Annotated in this window: 12 protein-coding genes; 2 read left to right on the plus strand and 10 right to left on the minus strand. The window is 38.4% G+C overall.

Annotated features, from left to right (window positions below):
- Nucleotides 1-4 precede the first annotated feature (4 nt).
- From lpdA to ABFX33_RS09995, 6 genes are all read right to left on the minus strand, one after another.
- Nucleotides 5-1,411, minus strand: coding sequence for a dihydrolipoyl dehydrogenase (lpdA, locus tag ABFX33_RS09970; protein ID WP_120261538.1), 1,407 nt, complete (start codon nucleotides 1,409-1,411; stop codon nucleotides 5-7).
- Nucleotides 1,412-1,777: 366 nt separating this feature from the next.
- On the minus strand, nucleotides 1,778-2,296 hold the full coding sequence (locus ABFX33_RS09975; protein WP_346085850.1) for a plastocyanin/azurin family copper-binding protein: 519 nt from the start codon (nucleotides 2,294-2,296) through the stop codon (nucleotides 1,778-1,780).
- Between the two features lie 70 nt (nucleotides 2,297-2,366).
- On the minus strand, nucleotides 2,367-3,968 hold the full coding sequence (locus tag ABFX33_RS09980) for a response regulator (protein WP_346085852.1): 1,602 nt from the start codon (nucleotides 3,966-3,968) through the stop codon (nucleotides 2,367-2,369).
- A 22-nt stretch (nucleotides 3,969-3,990) separates the two neighbouring features.
- On the minus strand, nucleotides 3,991-4,551 hold the full coding sequence (locus ABFX33_RS09985; protein WP_346085854.1) for a chemotaxis protein CheB: 561 nt from the start codon (nucleotides 4,549-4,551) through the stop codon (nucleotides 3,991-3,993).
- 6 nt (nucleotides 4,552-4,557) lie between these two features.
- Complete coding sequence (locus ABFX33_RS09990) at nucleotides 4,558-5,367, minus strand: CheR family methyltransferase (RefSeq protein ID WP_346085856.1); 810 nt, start codon at nucleotides 5,365-5,367, stop codon at nucleotides 4,558-4,560.
- A gap of 17 nt (nucleotides 5,368-5,384) precedes the next feature.
- A complete protein-coding gene (locus tag ABFX33_RS09995) occupies nucleotides 5,385-8,816 on the minus strand; it encodes a GAF domain-containing hybrid sensor histidine kinase/response regulator (protein ID WP_346085858.1) in 3,432 nt (1,143 codons plus the stop codon).
- Nucleotides 8,817-9,416: 600 nt separating this feature from the next.
- Between ABFX33_RS09995 and ABFX33_RS10000 the strand changes: the two genes are divergently transcribed.
- Entirely contained in the window at nucleotides 9,417-9,935 is a 519-nt protein-coding gene (locus ABFX33_RS10000; protein ID WP_346085860.1) for a KdsC family phosphatase, read from the plus strand.
- The gene (locus ABFX33_RS10005; protein ID WP_257093978.1) at nucleotides 9,935-10,516 is read left to right on the plus strand and encodes a Maf family protein; all 582 of its coding nucleotides are present in this window, start codon (nucleotides 9,935-9,937) and stop codon (nucleotides 10,514-10,516) included. The genes ABFX33_RS10000 and ABFX33_RS10005 overlap by 1 nt, the downstream gene beginning before the upstream one ends.
- 37 nt (nucleotides 10,517-10,553) lie before the next feature.
- Here the strand turns inward: ABFX33_RS10005 and ABFX33_RS10010 are convergent, their stop codons facing one another.
- From ABFX33_RS10010 to ABFX33_RS10020, 4 genes are all read right to left on the minus strand, one after another.
- Nucleotides 10,554-13,142: a TonB-dependent receptor domain-containing protein gene (locus ABFX33_RS10010; RefSeq protein WP_346085862.1), complete on the minus strand. Its 2,589-nt coding sequence runs from the start codon at nucleotides 13,140-13,142 to the stop codon at nucleotides 10,554-10,556.
- 103 nt (nucleotides 13,143-13,245) lie between these two features.
- Entirely contained in the window at nucleotides 13,246-13,665 is a 420-nt protein-coding gene (locus tag ABFX33_RS26700; RefSeq protein WP_120261547.1) for an HYC_CC_PP family protein, read from the minus strand.
- A 350-nt stretch (nucleotides 13,666-14,015) separates the two neighbouring features.
- On the minus strand, nucleotides 14,016-16,481 hold the full coding sequence (locus tag ABFX33_RS10015) for a phosphocholine-specific phospholipase C (RefSeq protein WP_346085864.1): 2,466 nt from the start codon (nucleotides 16,479-16,481) through the stop codon (nucleotides 14,016-14,018).
- Nucleotides 16,482-16,486: 5 nt separating this feature from the next.
- A complete protein-coding gene (locus ABFX33_RS10020; protein WP_257093961.1) occupies nucleotides 16,487-17,926 on the minus strand; it encodes a SusD/RagB family nutrient-binding outer membrane lipoprotein in 1,440 nt (479 codons plus the stop codon).
- Nucleotides 17,927-17,938: the final 12 nt, after the last annotated feature.

Below are 17,938 nucleotides of genomic sequence, written 5' to 3' on the forward strand. Positions count from 1 at the left end.
ACGCTTACGCGTGTATTGCTCTATTTGCAGTTGCGGCTAATGCCGCTTCTTTAATAGCTTCAGTATAGGTTGGGTGAGCATGACAGATACGTGCGATATCTTCTGCAGAAGCACGATATTCCATCGCTACTGTAGCCTCGCCGATCATGTCAGCTGCACGCGGACCAATCATATGTACGCCTAATACCTCGTCGGTTGTTGCGTCAGCTAGTACTTTTACAAAACCATCTGTATCACCAGATGCTTTTGCACGGCCAGAAGCTTTGAAAGAGAAAGATCCTGCTTTATATTTCACACCAGCCTCTTTAAGTTGCTCTTCAGTTTTTCCAACTGAAGCTACTTCAGGCCATGTGTACACAACGCCTGGAATCAAGTTGTAGTCGATGTGAGGTTTTTGTCCAGCAATATATTCCGCGACATATACCCCTTCATCTTCCGCTTTGTGCGCCAACATCGCTCCAGTAATGACATCTCCAATTGCGAATACACCTTGAACAGAAGTTTCTAAGTGTGCGTTTACAGGGATTTTCTTACCTCTTTCTTCTAATGTAATGCCAATGTTCTCCAAGCCTAAACCTTCAGAATAAGCTGTACGTCCAACAGCAACGATACAGTAATCACCATCCAATGTGATTTCTTGTCCCTTTGGATCCTCAGCAGTTACTTTTACCGTTTTACCTTTTGCGGTAGCACCTGTTACTTTATGTCCTAGGTAGAACTCCATGCCCAATGATTTTTTCAAAACACGTTGCAATTCTTTTCCTAAGCCACCATCCATTGTACCAATGATAGATTTCGCAAATTCAACTACAGAGACTTTTGAACCTAAACGAGCATATACCGAACCTAATTCCAGACCAATTACACCACCGCCGATGACGATAAGGTGTTTTGGGATCTCTTTTAAATTAAGGGCTTCAGTAGAAGTAATAATTCTTTTTTTGTCAACTGGCAAGAATGGTAACGAAGTCGGTTTTGATCCTGTTGCAATGATGACATTTTTGGCAGTGATCTGTTCTGTAGAACCATCTGCTTTTGTTATTTTAATGGTGTTTTTATCCACAAATGAACCTACACCTTGGAAACTGTCAATTTTGTTTTTCTTAAATAAGAAAGTGATACCGGCAGTATTTTGCGCAATGACATCGTCTTTACGAGCAATCATCTTTGCCATATCTACCTTAAGATCTTTTAAACTGATGCCGAATGCGTCAAAATTATGGGCAGCATTGTGGTAATGCTCCGATGAATCTAAAAGCGCTTTCGAAGGAATACATCCAACGTTAAGACAAGTACCGCCAAATGTGCTATATTTTTCAATAACAGCTGTTTTTAATCCTAATTGGGCACAACGGATAGCTCCTACATATCCGCCTGGACCACTTCCGATTACAATTACGTCGTATTGCATTGATTACGTTTTAATTTTTAGTAGTACAAATTTAATGATTATTAATGGGATAGGAAATCAAAACTTGCGATTTGTAACCGAATAGACTTACTTTACATTTTTTTGATAAAAGAAATGCGGCCTACCCCCTTTAAGATAATCTAAGGTCGATAATTTGTCTGGAAGAAAAATATATAGAGAGGTCAAGCTTCTAGAAGAAAAGTATATCGATGTAGACCTATTGAAAGAGGATTATGAAGAGCAACGGAATATAGGCAATAATGGATATTGAAAGTGTACTTGAGCGAATTCCTTTCTATCCCAGCGCAAAAAATTGGTTAACAAAAAGGATATTCAATTCTGGATATCCTTTTTGCTTTTATGTTGTTATTCTGCAACGATTTTGCCTTGCATTACACCATAGTGTCCAGGGAAACTACAGATGAAAGGATATACTCCTTTTTCAAGTGTAAATGTAATTTTATCAGTTTCACCAGGGCCCAATAATTTCGTATGGGATACGATAGAGGATAAAGCTGATTTTGGAACATACTCATCAGCCACCGCTGCTGCTGCCTCAGCGCCGAAAGTTGGAAGATCTACACCCGGTTTAAGGATGACAACATTATGTCCCATAGATTCTTTTGGCATGGTACCCGCATTTTTGAAAGATAATTCTACTGGCTCACCAGCTTTAACACGGAATAAGTCCTTGTCAAATTTCATCTGATCGTTACCTTCTAAAGATAAGCTGTTAGAAATAGCCACGTTTTCAATTCCAGGTACTGTTTCTGTCGCTTGGTTTTCTGTTGAAGTTGTCGATTCTGTACTAGCTGATTTGCCAGACTTCTCACTGTTTCCGCCACAAGATGCAATTGACAATGCAACTGCAACTGCTGGTATCATAAAAAGTTTTTTCATTATTACGTTTTGTTAATTCCTTAAAATTAATGATTTCATTGGTAAATAGAAACAATCATTTCAATTTTGACAATAAAGCATCAATTGTTTTATATAATTTGATAGGATCAAATGGTTTCCCAACAACTTCATTTGCCCCTGCATCCATGGCTTCTTGTTGTTCAGCCTTTAAAACTGAAGCAGAGATAGAGATGATGGGCATATTCGCAATTATTGGGTTGGTATGGCGACGTATTTCTTTAATAGCTTCAAAGCCGCTCATTAGGGGCATATGCGCGTCCATAAATACCAGATCTATTTTTTTTCTGTTTATTTCCTCCAACGCAAGCTGTCCATTTGTTGCCAGTGTAATTTCGCAGTTCCAACTTTTTAGGATATTTGCTAACATAAAGCTGTTTAATTCGTTGTCTTCGGCGATAAGGATCATCGGTGAATTAAACTTCGGTAACTCTGTATAAAGCACTTGTGTTTCTTTTTCTAGGGGTTTATCTTCTATTTTGTCGAAGGCACATTCAAAAGAAAATATGCTTCCTTTACCATATTCGCTCGATGCGAAGACTTTTCCATTGAGAAGGGCAGCGATGCGTTTGACAATTGCTAAGCCCAAGCCAGTGCCGCCAAATTTTTTGGTAATACTGTCTTCCCCTTGCTCAAAAGCAATGAATATTTTTTCCAAAGCTTCTTCGACTATGCCGATACCTGTGTCTATGACTTGAAACTGTAAACCAATTTGCTGATCACTTTCCGTTAGAAGTTGAATTTTTAAAATGACCGAACCTGCGGCGGTAAATTTGAAGCTATTGGAGATAAAGTTGGTTAGAATCTGTTTTAAACGAAGAGGATCAGTTAAAAAATAACTGTTTATCCGATCGTCCACATCTATATAAAAATTTAATCCCTTATAATTTGCCTTATCTATAAATAAGTTATTCAAATCATCCGTAATATCATGTACTGAAGTGGATTCCATGTTAAGTTTCATCATGCCAGAATCAACCTTGGACAGGTCTAATATGTCATTGATAATTGTTAGTAGGTTCTGAGATGCTGAATCGAGTTTATTGATCCAGTTTTCTTGTTCGATACTAAGCTGTGAGTTTTTTAACATTTGGGTAATCCCCATAATACCATTGATAGGGGTACGGATTTCATGGCTCATATTAGCTAAGAAAGTTTCTTTTGATTTTCTTGCTAATTCAGCTTCCTCTTTTGCTTTAAGAATCGCTTGCTTCGATTCTTCCAAAGCGATATTTTTCTCTTTAATTTCCTGTTGTATTAACAGCTGCTGAACAAAAGATTTGACTTTTGCTATTGTGGCTTCCGGATTAAGAGGTTTGTACAGGTAGTCTACAGCTCCACTGTTAAGTCCTTGAATAAGGTACTTATCCTCTTTCGAAATTGCGGTTACCATGATCGGAATAATGTGATTCGTTTTAGGGTTTTTCTTCAAAAAAGTAACAAATTCGAATCCATTGATTTCGGGCATCTGCACATCAACTAAGGCAAGATCTATTTCTTCTTTCCAACAGATTTTCAGGGCTTCGTTGGGATCCGTACTGCTAATTATATTTACATATTCGATATCCTCCAGCAAGGCTGTGAGACTGATAATATTTTCAACTTTATCATCGACGATCAATATATTAATCTTCTTCATTATATCAAATCTAAATACAACTTTAGGTTAATTGCATAATGTAATCTTTTATTTCGGCTATGGTTAAGATCTTATCTTGCGCATTTAATTCTATGGCCGCCTGGGGCATAATTGGAACCTCCGCATCCAGTGGGTCTTGCACAAAGGTACTGCCACCATATTTTTTAATCATCAATAACCCCTGCGCGCCGTCCTGATTAGCTCCGGAAAATAAAATAGCAGTACAGTTTTCTTTATAGACTTCGGCTGCAGATTCGAAGGTCACATCAATTGATGGCCTTGAATATTGGACTGGTTCAGAGATGTCCAATGAAAAGCTATAATCAGGCTCGATGAGCAAATGATAACCAGCTGGAGCAAAATAGATTGTTCCATCCGCGATGGTTTCTTTATCATCTGCTGTTTTTATCCGCTGCAATAGTGCTTTTGATAATGTATCTTCGATACTCGATGCATATTTAGGGTTTCTGTGCACAATAACGATGACCGGTATTCGAATAGGGCGTTCCAATGCTTTTAGGATATTTAGAATAACACTAAAGCCGCCTGCAGATCCCGCTAATAAAAGAATTTTCCGTTCCATCTTGATCTAAGCTATTTTTTGATAAATATTGTGCTTTTTGTTTATAACCTTAAATTTTGCTGCATTTTTGTAGTTGATCAGAGACTCTTTTGAACCCAAACATAAAAAACCTAGGTGACAGAGCGAATTATAAAATAAATCCAATACCTTTTCCTGGAGGTTTGTGTCGAAATAAATCAATACATTTCGGCATGTGACCAACTGAAATTCATTAAATACCCGATCGGAAACCAAACTGTGCTGGGAAAAAAGGACATTCTTCTTAAGGCTATTATTTATCGTGGCAGCATTGTACATCGCCGTATAATATTCGGATAAAGAACTTTTGGGATCTGTTTTAATAAAATTCTCAGAGTAGTCTTTCACTTTTGCTAAAGAATAAATGCCTCTTTTGGCTTTTTCCAATACTTTTGTGTTAATATCCGTTCCATAAATAAACGAACGCTGATAGAGCCCTGCCTCTTTTAGTAGAATTGCCAACGAATACACTTCTTCCCCTGTGGAACAACCTGCACTCCACAGTTTAATATGAGGATAGGTTTCCAGATAAGGAAATACATCATTTTTTAACGCTTTGTAAAATTCCGGATCTCTAAACATTTCAGTCACGTTGACTGTAATTTCCTGTAAAAGATAAGTACTGAAGCCTGGTTGGTTAATTAATTTAGATTTTAATTCGACCAGATCTAGCTTGTTGAGTTCCATAATTCTGGTGACACGCCGCTTTAAGGATGACCTTGTGTATCCAGACACATCATAGCCGTGGAGGTTTTTGACAACCTCAATAATTTCCTCCAACTCTTCAAAAGTAATCATTGCTGCTATTTTATTGCTTAACTCAACCATACACGCATTAAGGATATCAATTTATCTACATCAACTGGTTTGCTAATATAATCGTTTGCTCCTACAGCGATTGTCTTTTCCCGGTCACCTTTCATCGCCTTCGCTGTAACAGCGATAATGGGAAGGTTCGAAAACTTCTTGTTCTCCCTTATTTTTTCGATAGCTTCATAGCCGTCCATAACTGGCATCATAATGTCCATCAAAACAATATCGATATGCTCATTGCGTGCTAAGATATCCAATGCTTCCTGACCATTATTGGCGATCTCTATTTTCATGTCATAGCTTTCGAACGCGGTACTTAAAGCGAATATATTCCGCATATCATCGTCAGCCAGCAATACGGTCTTGGAAGTCAAATTGTTCTCCACAAGTACCGAAGAACTGTTGCTAAGCGAATGATATTCCGTTTTGCTGCTTCGGATTTTATTTAAAAATAAATTGACTTCGTCAATTAATCTATTGTTGGATTTGGCTGATTTTAACACCATGGCCTGACTATGGTGCAAAATTTCTGATGTTTGTTCAGGACTCAACTCCATTGCGGTGTTAATAATAATCGGCAGATCCTTAAATTCACTGTTCGATTTGATCTCATTGAGCAGTTCGATGCCAGATTTATCAGGGAGATTTAGATCCATAATGATACAGTCGAATATTTTTTCCTGAACCAATAGATCGAGCGCCTGACGCGCATCGAATGCCTGAAATATTTGAATATTTTGTTCTTCAAGGGATTGCTTGATAAAGTCACTTTGAATCTCTTGGTCCTCTACCAATAGAATTTTCTTAATAGGACGACTTGTTGAAGCTTTGATCTTCAGGAAAGTTTCGGCGAGAGATTCTTCAGAGACAGGTTTGGACATAAACCCAATAGCACCAGCGGATATTGGTTCATCATGGAGAAATGTTCCTGCGGACATCATATGTACTGGGATATCCTTCGTCGAATTCGCTTTTTTGAGATTACGTAACACTTCCCAACCATCCATTTTCGGTAACATAATGTCTAATATGATTGCTGCAGGAATTAAGTTTCGCGCTTTGTTGAGCCCATCCTGTCCATCGTAGCTGATATAGACATCGTAACCATTTTGAACTGCATAATCTTTTAGGATATCTGCAAAGATGAAATCGTCTTCGATGATTAACAGTTTATTATTTTTACTACTATTGTCAATTGGGTGCTCTTCTCCGATCGTTATATCTTCTAATGGAGGATATGCAATTGGTGTATTTGTTTCAATGACGGGTAATTCTGATATTTTCTCGCCTTGAGCTTCCGCTTCTAAGGGTAAACTAAAAATAAACACGCTACCCTCGCCAACTTTGCTGTTTAATGTGATTCTTCCCTTTAATAGACTCGCTATCTCACGACATATAGACAGACCAAGTCCTGTACCGCCATATTTGCGGCTTGTGGAACCATCTTCCTGCTTGAAGGCGTCGAAGATGAGTTCTTGTTTTTCGGGAGCGATCCCTATCCCATTATCTTGGACTGTAAAATATATGGCTCCATCCTCAACATTTATCTTGAGCGTTACAATACCATTTTCACCAGTAAATTTAAATGCATTCGACAATAAATTCTTTAGAACCTGTTGTATGCGATGTTCGTCACCAATAAATTCCTGCGGTGTATCTCCATCGATTTCGATATTAAATTTGATGATCTTTGATTCAGCGGTATCATGAAAAAAGTCTTTAATGTAATTGACTAGATAATTCGTGTTAATATGCTCTTTTTGAACTTCGACTTTCCCAGATTCTATTTTTGCTAAATCCAACAACTCGTTAATCAAATGAAGTAGGTCCGAACCTGCACTATGGATGACGGAAGCATATTTTATCTGATCGTCATTCAGATTTTCCTTTTTGTTGTCCTGTAATAATTTGGCAAGTATAAGAATACTGTTAAGTGGAGTCCTTAGTTCGTGACTCATATTTGCCATGAACTCAGATTTATACTTGCTTGATAATTCAACTTCTTCTATTTTCTGGGCTATTGCCTGTCTTGCTTTCTCTAGATCTTCATTTTGAGCGAAGAGTAATTTTGCCTTCTCATCCAATTCATTGTTAGTCTGGATGAGCTCTTCCTGTTGTACCCGTAGCTCTTCTTCTGAGGCTTCCAGCAAATGGGTTTTGTGGATTAATTCTTCGTTGGTCGTCCTTAATTCTTCTTGTTGTGCCTCCAGTTCCTCGGTTTGCTGCTGAAGTTCTTCATAAAGATCGGCGAGTTTGCCGTGCGTCTGCGCAACTTTAAGAATGATAGCGATGTTACCCTTTACTTTATCCAAGAAATTGAATCTTAACTGCTCTTCTTTTTCATTTACCAGCGGGCAGCAGATTTCCATCAACCCTACGCAATGATTTTCATAGGCAAAAGGAATAATGTAAATTTCAGTCTCGATCCTATTGGATAAAGAAGTTTCTAAAACGAGATGAGCGTGATCAATATCCTTGATTTTCACAACGACATGTTTGTTGGCCACTTCGCCTAAAATACCATCATTTTCCCTAAAGCTCTTTTTTAACTGCTGTGTGGAAGCAATTCCAATTTTATGACATAATTGATACTCCTGATAAGTATCATCAAAAACATAAACTGTGCCTCCCAATGCTTTCGTCATAGCAGTAATGGCATTTAGGCTGATCTCTGCTATTTTTTTATCGCTATAATCACCACGTAGCTGTTCATCAATATGGTTGATCGCATTTAAAATCCAGTTATCATTATTGGTCTGATCTTGCAAGAGTTGAAGTCGATTGTTTGATTCTTGTTGACTTCTAACCGTTGACCTTAACACTTTTGAAATCGAGAAAATTTTAGCCAGAATATAGAAAAATCCACTTAAACCGATCGCAATGAAGAGGTAAGTAATGTTTTGTGCGAGCTGTAGATCGTTTCTAGACTTTTCCAGTCGATTTGCCCTTTGATCGAGCAGATCTCGGGATAATATATCGATCTGATTTAAAATGGCTGTTTTCTGCTCATGAATGTATGGTGCTGAAGTGTCATTGTTAGTTTGTGCATAGGCGATATCTTTATCAAAATCATAGAAAAGTACAATTTCATTGCGCAAAGTTTCGATCACATGTGGTGAAACTGCATAGAGTTCGTCCTCTTTACTAATAGTTCTCAATAACTCATCTGTTTGTTTTCGTTCGAGTTGATAAGGGATGAACAGGGCAGGATCTCTTTTTGCGAAATAATGGTGTTTAATGTCATTGACATCATCTATGTTTGATCTAATTTCATTAATTATATTAAATCTATTTTCGGCTATTCGAACGATATTACGCTCGTTATCCAGAATATGATGCAAGGAGATGAAAAAGTATAGGGCGGAAATAAAAATAAGCGAAAAAGAAATTATCACTCCTATGGTAATTTGCTTTCTATAATTTTTTTGATCCATGTGAGAATGAGTTTAATGAATTTTTGGTCGCCCAATTATCGTTCATTTTTCTGTAGGTAGTTTTCCTGATATTACCTGGGGAAAAAAAGATATATGTAAAATAACAAAAAAACTTGCTATTCCTAAAATAGTCGCAAATACGAATAGATACAATATTGTAAATAAGGGAAGAAAAGTCCTAATAAAACAAAACCCTGATGATGGGCACCAGGGTTTGTTACTAACCAATTATAAACCTAAATTATGAAAAGACTTTTTAAGGGCGACCAAACTAAATTAGTTGCCGTGTTTTTTGCTCTGAAAAACTAAGTTGATTGTTTTTTTAATCTTATGCAGCTTTTGACAGAATTACCTGTTTCAATAGCGCTGTTAGTGTTTTCATAGCGAGATAACCTTTAATTATCTTCTACAAAGATACGGTAAATATCAGGTTCCGACCAAATGTTTTTTATAATAAGTTGCTAATACAACTATGTTGTGACAAATAAATGATATTTTGGCATATTTGAATAATTTACTGGCAGAAATTCAGTAAATAAGACGATGTCGAGTAATCGTATATTTAACTGAAATGCCTTATTTTTACAAAAATATATTTTGATGGTACTGACTAAATTTAAAACAATAAAAGGATTTGTATTGGATGTGGATGGGGTATTGACAGATGGAACTGTGCAAGTCAATGAAAGGGGAGAACAGCTGCGAACTTTTAATATCAAAGATGGATATGCGATGCAATTGGCTATAAAAAAAGGCTATCCAATCTTTGTTATTACTGGTGGAGCTTCAAAAGGGGTGGAACTGCGTCTACAAGGGTTGGGGCTTAAAGAAATTCACTCCCGTGTCTCAGATAAACTTTCACTATTGAAAATATTGGCTAAAGCTTATAATCTTGGACTTGATCAATTGATGTATATCGGGGATGATATTCCTGATTTTAGTTGCATGCGATCTGTCGGTTTGGCTGTATCGCCGGCAGATGCTGTGGAGGAAATCAAGAAGATCTCGCATTACATTTCTGGTTTTAATGGTGGAAAGGGGGTCGTACGGGAACTGATCGAAAAAGTACTTAAAGTACAGGGGAATTGGTACGAGGATGAAACGATAAAAAGCATTTAATGATGTTAGAAAATTTAAAGAATAAAACAGTTATCTTGGGTTCTCAATCGCCTAGACGGAAACAGTTATTATCAGGATTAGGAATCGAGTTTGAGGTAGAAGTTCGGGAGACTGATGAATATGTTGATCCGAATCTTTCTGCCATTGAGGCAGTCCGTCAGATCGCATTGCAAAAAGTGAAAGCTTTTGCGGATAAATCGGACTGTTTGGTTATCTGTGCCGATACCGTTGTTGTTTCGACAACTGGAGAGATTTTGGGAAAACCAAAGACTGCGGCTGAAGCCATGCAGACTTTGGAAAATTTATCCGGAAAGAAGCATTTGGTCATCACTGCTGTCGCTACACAGTGGAAAGGTGTAGTACATTCCTTTGTGGAAACAACAACAGTCTATTTCCATGTCTTGGATCGGGATGAGATAGATTATTATGTTACTAATTTTTCACCACTTGATAAAGCTGGCTCCTATGGTATTCAGGAATGGATCGGTTTAATTGGCATTGAGAAGATCGAAGGTGAGTATAATAATGTGGTGGGGCTACCAACAGCACGGTTATACCAGGAACTGAAAAAGTTAATATAAAAAAGCGGCCTAGCCGCTTTTTTATATTAAATCAGTATTATTTTATGAAATAACGTACCCCTGTATAAAACATCCGTCCTGTTAAAGGGCCCCATAACATGGAGGTATCAAAGTAATTTCCGAAGGGTTGATCCGCTGCAAGGATCGGTGTTTTCTGGAAATAGTTTGTAAGATTTTCTCCTCCTAAATAAACGGTGAAATTTTTGTCCTTTCCAAATGTTTTACTGATCTGTGCGTTCATCGTAGCATACGTTTTTGATTCGGTTGGCATCTGGTATTCAACCGGGTTGTCCATGGTTGAAGGTATACGTTTTGGTCCAACAACGTTTAACGTATAATCTAGGCTCCATCCGGAATGATGATTATAGGCTAAATTGACAAAACCACGGTGTTTAGCTAACAAGGGTTTGGTTTTTCTTCCACTCTGAAAGTCGGTTTGTACATCCAATAGACGGTAAGCTAATCTTGTTTCAAAATGTGGGGCAGGCATAAATCTAAATTCTGTCTGTAAACTGTTTGAAAATGATTTTCCTGTTAAGTTGTAAAAACTGATTTCTCTTGGATTCTCGTAGTCGACCACGACCTGGTTGGAAAAGCTATTATGGAAAAATTCAACCGAGGCAGAAGCTTCTCTTCCAAATATGCGCATGTTTTGATCCACCGCAATTCCAGTATTCCAGGAAACTTCTGGTTGTAAGCCATAGGCTTTATTATAAATGTCCTGGGACTGAATGATCAGTCTTCTACTACTGGCCAAAACGGCTGTATTTTCCGCAAAGATATTTGCTGTACGCTGACCTCTTCCTGAGCTTGCACGGAATGTTGTTCCAGCAATAGGAGCATAGCGTAAATTTAACCGTGGTGTTGTAAACCATCCATACAAAGAGTTGTAATCTTGACGTAGACCCACTACGGCATCAAATTTTTCGGATGGACTGAAGGTATATTCTGCAAATGCACCTGAAACGACTTCTTTACGTTTGAAATTTTGATCTGTTAAATACCATTCATCGTAGTTATCGTAATTGATAGAGGCACCAACACGATATTTATGGGCTACAGTACCTATGATATCCTGGAACAATAGGTTTGCGTAACCATTCTGTTGTTCAGAATTATAGTTTTTTAGTCCAAAATAACTTTTTTGATTGTAGTTGGAGCCGGCTAATTGCAAGCCAATACTGCGGTGTTTGTTTTCCGGAAATACATAGCCGATTTTAGCAAAACCTTCAACACGTTCGATGTCAAAACCAAGACCATAACGATTCGTAGTGCCCTTATCTGTTTTTTTGTTAAAATCTATTTGCCCACCAGTACGGTCATCATTTAAATACTTCACGCCAAATTGTACCATTAGACCTTTACCATTCTCATACAACCAACGGTTTACTCCAGAGAAAAGATTACCAACTGGGACGTCCCTAAATCCATTGTGGCTAAAATTCATGGATTTATTGTACATAAAGTTGTCGTGCAATAATACTGATGTCGACCAATGTTGACCTAATTTTTGTGAAAGATTCAAATTCACATCGGTTCGTCCCATGTTATTGGCGTAAGCATTAAAAAACAGCCTTTCGGAGTTTTGAGGTTTTTTCAGTTCAACGTTGATCTGACCGGCCATACTTTCATATCCATTAGCTACAGAACCAACTCCTTTGGCAATTTGAATAGATTCGATCCAAGTACCAGCAATGGAATTTAGTCCTAGCGGTGACGCCAAACCACGCGGTCCCGGTAAGTTTTCTACAGTCAATTGGGTATAGATACCACTTAAGCCAAGCATCTGAATCTGTTTACTACCCGTTACAGCATCAGCACTGATCACATCCACTGAAGCGTTGGTCTCAAAGCTTTCACTTAAATCACAGCAGGCCGCTTTAAATAATTCTTTCCCTGTCAGTACCTCCAGTCTTGCAGGTGTCATACGATCAATATAAGTGGATTTACGTGTTCCTTTAACTTCGACCTCCATCAGTACATTACCTTTGGCTGTAATCATGACGACCTCGTGTAAGTCTTTAATTGTAATCGTATCGGATTTCATCCCAACGTAACTAACAACAAGCTTGTTAAAACCTTCTTTGTGTTCTAACTTAAATACACCATTCTCATTACTGCGGGTGTTTCTACTTGGCAAATTCGCCCAATGTAAATTAGCTCCAACAATAGGTTTTAGATCACCTTTTTCATTCTCTTCGACAACAACACCTGTCACGGTATGTGGATGATCATGATGTCCAGCTTCGGTAGGTACTGCCTTTTTTTCGGGAACTTGTCCGTTTTCTAATCTGGGATACATACAACATTCATGAAGCTGTGCATAGGATTCGTCACTTGCAATCAGATTGTCTACATCGTGTCCGACTTGGGCAATATTCTTTTTTATTGTTTCCAGTTCAACTTTTTGTGCATTGTATTTAAGATGTAACAAATTATCACTCGCGTTCCACACAGCACTTTCGACACCTTGTAATTTTGCAGCAGTCTCGATCCTTTTTTTACACATTGCACAGTTACCCGCTACAGTAAGCGTTCTTGTGCTGTCGCTTTGTGCTTGTACAATTGCGAAGGAAAATAACAATAAAAAGGTTGTTGTATATAGTTGTTTTAAAATTTGATTCATAGTTTTTTGATAATGTACGGCCTAAAAAAAACGTGCATAGCATGTAAGGTCGAAGGTAATATCTTCGACGTTTATTTTGATTAAAAATCAAAAAATTAGGAAATCAAATTCTGAAACTCTGATTTAGAATAAATACAGAAGGACTGTATCTCTTTAGGAAGGTGTTCTGATTTGTACTTAATTTGGATGAACTATCCTCATCTGACGAAAATTGATAGTAATTGTGTATCCAGTGAAGGGTAATAATTGCCGGAGAAAAACTATTGAAATTGAGTGTCTGAGATAATCTGTTGAAATCATCTACTTTTTGGGCAGCGATAGTTACGTCCTTGCAACTACCTTCCTGATGGCAGTGGTTTTGATGTTTTTTTTGCGACTTGGCACACATCGGACAATGAGCCGTTTGGTTTTGGCTTAATGACACACTTTGTGCTTCTCCTTGACAGAAATGGAAATGTAGGGTTGCACCACTTGCTGCGAGCAAATAAAAAAATAAGCCGATAAACAATGCAATTTTCCTCATCCCGACAAAAGTAGAGAAAATTTGTATTTTTTTTTTGTAATATTTTGGATAAATGTTATAACTTGTACATAAGAAATGAAAAACCAAAAATTACCGTTATGATGTGTCTATTATTTATTAACTCCATCAGTTTATATTTATTAGCTGTTTTTTTGATCGTTGGTGCAGTTTTACTGTATAAAGGATTCTACCATGTTATTCGTCGCATACAGGAATAATATCGAAAGGTATGGTTTGTCGTATGATGATTTCTGAAAATAAGAGATTTCAGACGTATTGACTATTTGTTGCAAGAATCACAGATAGACGGGGCTATCTCCTTTCGAAAATAACCCCGTTTCAATTTTTTGTTATCGGCTTAATAGTGGATCACTTTTTCCGCTTTTCCCAGCTTCTATACGGCCTGCATACTGCTCTTGGAATGTATTGCAATCTTTGCAGCTGATACGGAAATCATACCAAAAACTTTGTTTGGAAAGATCAAACTGAATTGTTGTTGACTCACCACTTTTGAGGTGGACTTCTTTTTTGCCCTGTCCATAGCTTATGTCTTCAAGTAGGAGACGATGGCCTTTACTATCCTGATTTATACAAGTGAACAACAGACCTCCCGTAAATGATTTTTCATCTCTGCTTTTTTCATAAGTGCAACGGATTTTGATATTTGGATGGTTAGTGTCGCCTTTAAACATACGATAAAATCCATTTGGTCCATGTACATCAAGTTGAAATAGCTCGTTGTCAAAGGCATTGATAGCCCAATTGTCTGACAAACTGCCTCCGGGGGATACGGCGTAGTTACGGGAAGTTCCAATCTCACCCTTATAAGGAGTACTATGATATACTGTAAACGGGGAACCCGCAGCGCGGTCTCCAAATACCTTGTTTGAAGCTTCAAATGTCAGTTGATACCTTCCATCAGATAGATATTCTCCATGTGCATAAAGTTCATAGGGGAGAGTGCAGGAGTCACGAAGCCCTTCTTCCTGTTTTGGAAAATAAGGTGAACGGGCGGGATCCTGATCCATCTGCTTGATCTCATCTGCAGTTAATGCTTTGAATCCCATTGGAAGACCTTTAAATTTTGCCTGGTGGATCTCTTTGATAAATGGCTGACGTTCTAATACCAATGGCTTTTTGATTACCTCTCCATGATAAGGCCTAAAAGCAGAAGTGAGGTCTCCGCAGACCGTACGTCGCCAGTTACTCACATTGGTTTCCTTTGCTTCTTTTTTTACTTTGTGGCTAATGAATTTTTCTAAAAACTGCAAGCTTGAGGTATGGTCAAATACCTGTGAGTTTACCCAACCACCCCGTGTCCAGGGGGAAGCAATGATCAAAGGGACACGATAGCCCAAGCCGATGTTACTTTCTCTTCCGCTTTCGGGGTAGTATTGTTCGTCGCGACGTACAAATTCCAATTTTGGGTCAATATCTGGGGACACTTTGCCACTATCTGCTTCATAAGGATTAGGAGCTGTAAAAGGAGCGAAGTGATCAAAATAACCGTCATTCTCATCATAAGTAAGGATAAAGATTGTCTTTTTCCAGACTTCCGGATTTTGTGTTAGGATATCCATGATCTCACTCACATACCAGGCACCAAACCAAGGAGAGTCTGGATGATCTGAGAAAAGTTGGGGTGGAGCAAGCCAGGAAACTGTTGGTAGTTTACCTGCTTCGACATCTTTTCTAAATTGGTATAACACATCACCTTTTGGGATTTGCAGTTCCCGTTGATGCTCGCCTTCCTGATAATGCATTGTTTCGAGCTCCATGTAATCGGGCTGTGCACTGTTATTCACAAACGCACGACGATGAATATCTTTCGTTCGTTCGTCAAGTTTTTCAAAGTTTTCCGCTGTGTATTGTTGTAGCTCTTCCAGCACATGTTGATGTTCCTTACTCAACTTTTCAAGCGTATCTTTCGTCGTTGTTGTGGCTATTTTCTGTTCCAGTTCTTCTTTTTTCCGAGCGAGCAGCTCTCTATAGCGCGGACTATATTTGACTTGATACTGTGGGAAATATTCCATTGGGTTACATCCAAAATTTGCTAACCAGCCATTGGCTTCTCCACTGTATCCGGCACTACTTGAAGAAATCTCATTTTGATATATTTTCCAGTCTACACCAAGTGCTGAAAGACGTTCTGGAAAGGTCTTCCAGTTTGCTTTACCACTAAACTCTGAATCCCCATTCCATACCAATGCCTTTCCATTTAAGTTTTCCCGAATATTAGCTGTCCAAAAATAGAGTCTATTGGGATTTGTACCTGTAATACTTGAACAGAAATGCTGATCACAGATCGTAAAAGAATCTGCCAACGAATAGTAGAATGGGATATCTTCGCGTGTATAATGTCCCATCGTCAGGGGAAGGTCTGCAAATTCTTTAAATCCAGAATGTTTGACATCTAACCATTTGTCCATCTTTCCTTTATTTCGGGCATCGGTTTGATCGGTCCAATTATGAGGCAAACATCCCATCCATGTAATTTTTGAATCTTTAATATCCAATCGGAAAGGAGCGTATGTTTCACCTGTTTTTTGCGTCTGTAACCACACTTTGTTTCTGTTTGGCTGGCGGATCGCCCTTGGATCATTGAAACCTCGCACTCCCCGTAGTGTACCAAAAGCATGATCAAAAGATCTATTTTCCTGCATCAGTAGAACCACATGTTCAGCATCATAAAAGGTGCTCCCCAAAGCGGGGTTGATGGCCATTGCTTTTGCAATAGCAGAAGGAATAACCTGTGAAAGTGAGGCTCCTCCGGCAAGCATTGCTGCTTTTTTTAGAAAATCTCTTCTTGTGTCCATGTTTTTTATTTTATTAACCACATTGTGGCATTTACGTTATCTCCTTCGGTAAACTGTCGCTTTACAGCTGCATCCAGGTTGGATTCATTATATTGCGACTCAGAAAGCGGATATTGCCAACGTTTTGGTACTTTACCTCCATTTAATGTTCCGGGGCCAACTCTCAACATAGGGACACCAGTGCGTCGCTGTTCAAAGAAAGGTTCCCAGCTAGAATTCATATAGAAAGCAATATATTTTTGTGTCAAGATCTTTGTTAGCGGATCGCCTGTTTCTAATTTGACAAGATCCTTATTCAGGTAATCAGAAACGATCGTTCCGGTTATTTTATAGAAAGCCATTGATGCAGTTATTCCTTTTTGATAATGATCATTCATATCTCCGGAGATCCAGCCCCGTTGAATTGCTTCTGCTATTAGAAATTCCTGTTCGGCATAACTTAAAAAGATCATAGGTTCATTCACTGGACTACGAAGATCGACAAATCTTCTCGCAATTAGCGAAGATTGAGCGGCACTAGCTTGTTGATCGGCAGGAGAGAGTCCTGCATCTACGCCTTTATAGTTTGAGAAAACTCCCGCAGTTTTACCAGCGATAGCGTCCCCAAATGAGAATAAACGAGGGTCCTCCCTTTTCTGAAGCATTTCTACAAAAGATTGTTCGAGTGATACTAAGGTTGAAACGCTTAGATGTCCTGCGGTAGGGTAGTAGTTTGAGGGATCAGAGGTATTGAATACGAGTTGTGCATTGTCACTAATATTCCCCATGAGTGGATATTTGACTGGATTACTGATTATAGATTGAAATTGTTGCTTAATGGCTATTTTGGTTTGGCCTTCTTTCTTTGAAAGATGAATGAGCAGACGTAATCGATAAGCGTTTATTAGTTTTTTCCATTTATTGGCATCGCCGCCGTATATAATATCTCCGTCTATTTTTCCATTTCCTGTATCCATGAGAGAGTTTGCTTGCTCCAGTTCTTGCAGTAGTCCATCATAGATATCTTCTTGTTTGTCATAGATTGGCGTGCGACCGTCTTGTTCGGCGCGAAGGGCATCTGTATAGGGAATATCACCGAACGTTTCTGTCATTTGCGCAAAGTAGATTACACGAAACAAATGAGCAAGTCCTTGGAAATTTTTGTTGTCCGTAACAAGAGGTTCTAATTTGAGCACTTGACGTAAACCTCCATAATTATCATAATTGCCGCGATTCCAATTGTAGTTGATGGATTCGTTAGGTCGTTCATAATAAGTGAGGTGTCTTGAGGCATAAGCGGCACTGATGGGATTGTTGTTAAAGATATTCTGACAGATATAGGTCATTAATAATGCCGGCGTAGCTTTGGTCGGTTTATTGGGATTGTCTTGATAATAATCAAATTTTTTGCAGCTAGTCACCATGGTGAATAAGCAAACGAGCCAAGGAATATATGTTTTTTTCATAATAAGTTCTCC

Source organism: Sphingobacterium ginsenosidimutans (genome assembly GCF_039536865.1).
Taxonomy (GTDB): Bacteria; Bacteroidota; Bacteroidia; order Sphingobacteriales; family Sphingobacteriaceae; genus Sphingobacterium; species Sphingobacterium detergens.